At 60.1% G+C, this 6,280-nt stretch carries 6 protein-coding genes; 1 reads left to right on the top strand and 5 read right to left on the bottom strand.

Annotation, left to right across the window (positions count from 1 at the left end):
• Positions 1-366: 366 nt before the first annotated feature.
• Entirely contained in the window at positions 367-1,536 is a 1,170-nt protein-coding gene (locus tag ACR42D_RS19345) for a homocysteine biosynthesis protein (protein WP_484568425.1), read from the top strand.
• Between the two features lie 99 nt (positions 1,537-1,635).
• Here the strand turns inward: ACR42D_RS19345 and ACR42D_RS19340 are convergent, their stop codons facing one another.
• The 5 genes from ACR42D_RS19340 to ACR42D_RS19320 form a co-directional block, all read right to left on the bottom strand.
• Positions 1,636-1,821: a hypothetical protein gene (locus ACR42D_RS19340; protein WP_484568424.1), complete on the bottom strand. Its 186-nt coding sequence runs from the start codon at positions 1,819-1,821 to the stop codon at positions 1,636-1,638.
• A gap of 429 nt (positions 1,822-2,250) precedes the next feature.
• Positions 2,251-3,375, bottom strand: a complete 1,125-nt coding sequence (locus tag ACR42D_RS19335) for an RHS repeat domain-containing protein (RefSeq protein WP_484568423.1) — start codon at positions 3,373-3,375, stop codon at positions 2,251-2,253.
• A 521-nt stretch (positions 3,376-3,896) separates the two neighbouring features.
• Complete coding sequence (locus ACR42D_RS19330; protein ID WP_484568422.1) at positions 3,897-4,439, bottom strand: 2-oxoacid:acceptor oxidoreductase family protein; 543 nt, start codon at positions 4,437-4,439, stop codon at positions 3,897-3,899.
• On the bottom strand, positions 4,439-5,209 hold the full coding sequence (locus ACR42D_RS19325; protein ID WP_484568421.1) for a thiamine pyrophosphate-dependent enzyme: 771 nt from the start codon (positions 5,207-5,209) through the stop codon (positions 4,439-4,441). The genes ACR42D_RS19330 and ACR42D_RS19325 overlap by 1 nt, the downstream gene beginning before the upstream one ends.
• On the bottom strand, positions 5,210-6,280 hold the full coding sequence (locus tag ACR42D_RS19320) for a 3-methyl-2-oxobutanoate dehydrogenase subunit VorB (protein WP_484568420.1): 1,071 nt from the start codon (positions 6,278-6,280) through the stop codon (positions 5,210-5,212). It abuts the gene before it with no gap.

Raw genomic sequence — 6,280 nt, 5'->3', positions numbered from 1 at the left:
AGGATGTCGCCGATTATAACCAGTTGTAATTTAAGTATTTAAAAAAACGAATTTCGAGTCTAAACAAACTCCCGAAATTTATTTGATTCTATACCCCAAAATGGCCCCAAAGCCAAGCTTTTCCGCCGATTTTTCCCTTATTTTGAGCACGGAAAAGGCGCTTTTCGAAACCATGGACAGCGCCTGTTGAAAACATGCGGAAAACACGGAGTTTTCCTCTGTCCGGCGAGTTATGCACAGACTCGGCCCGGCCCGGGCAAGATGCTGGTTTTCCTTCCGGCGAATTTGGATTACAAGGGGTGGACTTTACGAATGGAACAACACCCCCGCGCGGGCCGCACCCCCGGGGGCGAAGGCAGGATAGTAATGGCAGAATTCAAAGTGAACAAGACGGTCAGGGAGATCAACGAACGCATCCGCCAGGGCAAGGCCGTGGTGGTCAATGCCGAGGAGATGATCGAGATCGTCAGGAAGGAAGGCAAGGTCAAGGCCGCCCAGGAAGTGGACGTGGTCACCACCGGCACCTTCTCCCCCATGTGCTCCTCCGGGCTGCTCTTCAACATCGGTCAGCAGCCGCCGGTCATGAAGGTCTCGAAGCTGTGGCTGAACAACGTGCCCTGCTACAGCGGCATCGCGGCCGTGGACGCCTATCTGGGCGCCACGGAGCCGTCCGACGACGATCCGCTGAACAAGGTCCACCCCGGCCGCTTCGCCTACGGCGGGGCCCACGTCATGGAGGACCTGCTGCGCGGTAAGGCCGTGCACCTGCGGGCCGAGGCCTACGGCACGGACTGCTATCCCCGGCGTGAGCTGGACAAGGACGTCACCCTGGCCGATCTGCCCAACGCGGTCATGCTCAACCCGCGCAACTGCTACCAGAACTACAACGCGGCCGTGAACCTGACCAACCGGACCATCTACACGTACATGGGCCCGCTCAAGGCCAACGGGTCCAACGTCAACTACGCCACCTCGGGCGCGCTCTCCCCGCTGTTCAACGATCCGTACTTCCGGACCATCGGCATGGGCACGCGCATCTTCCTGGGCGGCGGCGTGGGCTACGTCATCGGCGAGGGCACCCAGCACGTGAGCAAGCCCCAGCGCAACGAGCGAGGCATCCCGGAGAGCGGCTCCGGCACGCTCATGCTCAAGGGCGATTTCAAGAAGATGAACGCCCGCTACGTGCGCGCCCAGTCGATCATCGGCTACGGCGTGTCCCTGGCGCTCGGCGTGGGCATCCCCATCCCCATGCTCAACGAGGAAATGGCCTGGTTCACCGGGGTGTCCAACGAGGACATCTCCATGCCGGTCAAGGACTACGGCTACGACTACCCCAACGGCATCCCCCGCGAGGTCACCCGCGTGTCCTTCGCCGAGCTGCGCACCGGCCACATAACGGTCAATGAAAAGAAGACCGCCACCGTGCCCGTGACCTCCCATTCCATGTCCCTGGAAGTGGCCGACAAGCTCAAGGAATGGATCCTCAAGGGCGACTTCCTGCTGACCGAAAAGCAGGACGACATCCCGAGCTTCTAGCCCGTATCGACATATGTATGAAAGCGGCCTACCGAAAACATCCGGCAGGCCGCTTTGTTTTGTTTCACTTATCGGCAGCGAGAATACGCCACGCTTTCTTCATCTCGCTCGGCGAGGGTCGCTGCAGGTCCTGACATAGTGGTCGTGAGACCAGAAGCGGACGAAGCCCAGGTCCCGGTCGTGCAGGCCGCCCGCGAAGCCGATGGGCAGGCACGGGTTGGTGTCCTCCATGATGCCGCCGAACGGATCGTACAGCACTTCCTTATAACGCTGACCAACGCACATACAAACAAGCGAAGAAAAAAAGCCACCTGGCTAACATATGGAGCGGTGACGATAAACGCTGCCCCTTAGAATACGCCAGCCGGACTGGACAAAGCAGTCCGGCCGGGTTTGTTAGCTTACGGTAAGGATTGAGAGAACCAACACGATGCTCAGTGCTTCGTTAGCGGTTATCTGTCTGACATTGAAGACTTTCGAAATAAACCGCTCCCAGAATGACATAATCAACCACACACTGAGAATTGCACCCATTGTGAATATTACCAGCATGAGTCCTACGCCCATGAAGGCGTTATAATCAAAGAGCGCATCGATAAGCATATCAGGTTCATTTTTATATGACAAAAGCGTCACTGTGACTTGAAATATAAACCAAATAACAAACAACACTATGTTGTATGCAGGAGTAATCTTCTTTTTTGCATCCATGTCTTACCTTGCCATTTTTTTCTGATTCCACTCAGAATCCTCATCGTAATAATCGGATATCCCGTCGCTGTCAGAGTCTGTGGCCATTGGGTCCGCATCCAAGCCTTTGCCGTTTAGAAATCGGTTCAAATCTCGTAGAAACTTGTTATCCGGTTTTTTTTCAGCGGCCTTTTTACTAGTCATCTTAATTCCCAGACGGATGACCGGACTAGCGGCTTTACCCATCAACCCCAACGGATCAACCCCATTCACCGGGTCATCCAGGCAGTACCCATACCAATCCGGGTCCCCGCCCTTGTCGCCCAGTGGGTCCGACGCGGTCCATCGGCCGGTCCTGACGTCATAGTCGCGCCAGCCGAAGCGGACGAAGCCCAGGTCCCGATCGTGCAGGCCGCCCGCGAAGCCGATGGGCAGGCGCAGGTCCGGGTTGGTGTCCTCGATGATGCCGCCGAACGGGTCGTACAGCACTTCCTTTATCACGTTGTCGTCTACGTCGGCAACCACGCGCAGGGAACCGACCTGATCGTAGAAGAGTCCGGCCACGGTCCCGTCGTCGCGGCGCATGGCGAAGGGCGTGCGCTCGCCGTCGCGGTAGGCGAATTCGTATTGGTGCCGCCCGTCGTGAAACGCGGCCAGGCGCACGAAGTCGAGCCACTGGTAGGCCTCCACGAATTGGCCGTTCCTGTACTTGGCCACGCGCTGCCCGTCCTCGTCGTGGGCAAAGGTGAAGGCCTTGTCGCGGTCCTCCTCTTCGGCCTTGAGCAGCCGATAGTCCGGGCTGTACTCGTACAAAGTATACACGCCCTTGTCCGACCAGATGGACCGGAAACCGCGCTCGTCGTGCGAATACTGCCCGCCCCCGGCACGCATCAGCCGGTTGTCCGGGGTGTACTGGTAGTCGCGATAATTCGCCCCGGCCGTGGCGGGCAGGTAATCCCGCACCCGACGGCCTTCACGGTCGTACCAGCACTGGCAGATCAGCCGTCCGTCCAGCTTGGCCTCGGCCAGCCGCCCGCCGGAGTCATACGCATAGGTCCAGGTTGACTTGCGCCCTCGGACCGTCTCGGTTTTCTCCACAATGCGCCCGTCCGGGCCGCGCCTCACATCACAGAGATATGGTGCTGCCATGGCAACCTCCTGGTTTCGCCCCCGAGGTCCACCCCCGGGAATCCAAACCAGCATACCCCCGATTTTCGCCAACACCCTGTTTTGTCGAAGAATGACGCCCAAAAGCACCCGATAAGCATAAAAAAGCAACTTGACAGGGGGAAGGAATGCCTCCGGCGGCCAGGGGGGAAACTTTTGAAAAAGTTTCCCCCCTGGACCTCGCTTCCAAACTTTTTGTGTGCCTTCGGCAGGACCGCGGGAAAGTTGAATTCCGAGGGCTGTTCCACAATAAGGAACAGCCCTTCTTTTTTGTATTGTCTACATAACATGTTCGAATTGTCCCAATTCCAAAAATATAATGTTCACCACGCGAAGCGGCATAAAAAGTTTAGAAAAGGATGGGGATGGGGAGTCCGGGGGGAAGGGGAAGGAAAAGCCCTTTTCAAAGGGTTTTCCTTCCCCTTCCCCCCGGCCGCCGGAGGCAAAAAAAGGTCTCGTCAGCGCAAGCTGACGAGACCTTTTAATGGCTATCCGCCGCGCGGTTAGGCGACGTGCTTGGCGCCGGCTTCGATGGCCTTGGTGTTGGCCGGGATGAGCTTGTGGTAGCGCGGGGAGATGACGTTTTCGAGCGAGCCGATGACGGCATCCAGCGGGATGATCCCGGAGGCCTGGACGAAGGCGCCGATGGCGACCATGTTGGCCATGCGGGTGTTGCCCAGTTCGTCGGCGATCTCGTTGCAGGGCACGCCGTAGCATTTGAGGCGGTCCGTGTCGGCCAGCTCCATGTCGATGAGCGAGGAGTTGACGATGTGGATGCCGCCGTCCACGACGCGCGGCTGGAACTTGTCCAGCGACGGGCGGTTCATGGCGATGAGGGATTTGGGCCGGTGGATGATGGGCGAGCCGATGTCCTCTTCGGAGAGCACGACCGTGCAGTTGGCGGTGCCGCCGCGCATCTCCGGGCCGTAGACCGGGATGTAGGTGACGTTGAGGCCGTCCTTCATGCCCGCGTAGGCCAGCAGGTTGCCGATGAGCATAACGCCCTGGCCGCCGAAGCCCGCGATGATGGAATCCATGTAGCGCATCAGCAGACACCTCCTTCCTCGGACACATCCTTGTAGATGCCGAGCGGGAAGTACGGAATCATCTCGTCCTTGATGCGTTCGTTGGCTTTGAGCGGGGTCATTTTCCAGTTGGTCGGGCAGCCTGAGAGCAGCTCGACGAAGCCGAAGCCGGTTCCGTTGACCTGGAATTCGAAGGCCTTTTTCAGGTATTTCTTGGCCTTCTTGATGTTGGCCACGGAGTCCAGGGAACCGCGCGCGGCAAAGGCGGTGCCGCCCAGGGAGGCGATGATCTCGGTCATGCGGATGGGCGCGCCCTCGTGGGTCACGCAGCGCCCGGCCGGGGTGGTCGTGGTGATCTGGCCGAGCATGGTGGTCGGGGCCATCTGGCCGCCGGTCATGCCGTAGACCGTGTTGTTGACGAAGACCACGCACATCTTCTCGCCGCGATTGGCGGCGTGCATGATCTCGGCCATGCCGATGGAGGCCAGGTCGCCGTCGCCCTGGTAGGTGAAGACGAACTTTTCGGGCCGGGCGCGCTTGACGCCGGTGGCCACCGCCGGGGCGCGGCCGTGGGGGGCCTCCACCGCGTCCACGTTGAGGTAGTTGTAGAGGAAGACCGAGCAGCCGATGGAGGTGACCATGAGGGTATTTTCGGCCAGGTTCATCTCGTCGAGCAGCTCGCCGATGAGCCGGTGGGCGATGCCGTGATGGCAGCCCGGGCAGTAATGGGTGGGCCGGTCGATGACGGAATCGGGCCTGTCAAAGACCAGCTTTTCGTTCATTTCGGACATTTATTTACCCTCCAGGCATTTGAGGATCGGCTCCTCGAGCTCGTCCGGGGTGGGCAGGTTGCCGGGGTAGATGGGGTAGAAGTCGGAGTCGGCCACGGTCCGGATGGCCAGGCGCACGTCGTCGAGCATCTGTCCCAGGTTGTGTTCGATGGTCAGGAACCGCTTGCCCTGCTCGGCCAGCGCCTTGAGTTCGTCGGACGGGAACGGGTACAGGGTGATGGGTCGGAACAGGCCGACCTTTTTGCCTTCCTTGCGGAACTTGCGCACCGCGGACTTGGCGATGCGACCGATGGAACCGTAGGCGCAGATGATCAGGTCCGCGTCCTCGGTCTCGAACTGTTCGGCCTCGGTCAACTCCTTCCAGGAATCGTACTTGGCCTGGAGATGCTTGTTCTGTTCGGCCAGGGCCCCTTCCTCGAGGAACAGGGACTTGATCAGACGCTTTTCGCGGCCGCCGGTGCGTCCGGTGATGGCCCAGTCGCGGCCCGCTTCCTCGTCGATGTTCTCGGGTTCCCAGGGGGTGATGGGCTCCTTCATCTGGCCGAGGATGGCGTCGCCGAGGATGAGCACCGGGGTGCGGTGCTTGAAGGCGATGTCAAAGGCCTTGATGGTCAGGTCGTAGGCTTCCTGGACCGTGCCGGGTCCGAGGGTGAAATGGCGGTAATCGCCGTGTCCGCCGCCCCGGGTGGACTGGTAGTAGTCGCCCTGCGCCGGGCCGATGTCTCCCAGGCCCGGGCCGCCCCGGTTCATGTTCACGACAACCGCCGGGACCTCGGAGCCGGCCATGTAGGAGATGGCCTCCTGCTTGAGCGCGATGCCGGGCGAGGAGCTGGAGGTCATGGCCCGGACGCCTGCCGCGCCCGCGCCGAGCAGCATGTTGGCCGCGGCCACCTCGGACTCGGCCTGGACGAAGTCGCCGCCGGCCTTGATGATCTCGGAGGACATGAATTCGGGTATGTCGTTCTGGGGGGTGATCGGATAGCCGAAGAAGCACTTGCACTTGGCGGCCAATGCGCCGCGTGCGATGGCTTCGTTCCCCTTGACGAAAATGCGTTCGTTGGTCTTGCTCAT

The sequence above is a fragment of the Pseudodesulfovibrio sp. lm2024 genome (genome assembly GCF_051175575.1).
Classification (GTDB): domain Bacteria; phylum Desulfobacterota; class Desulfovibrionia; order Desulfovibrionales; family Desulfovibrionaceae; genus Pseudodesulfovibrio; species Pseudodesulfovibrio caledoniensis.
The sequence above is the reverse complement of the archived record's forward strand: the minus strand, read 5'-3'. Positions and strand labels throughout refer to the sequence as shown.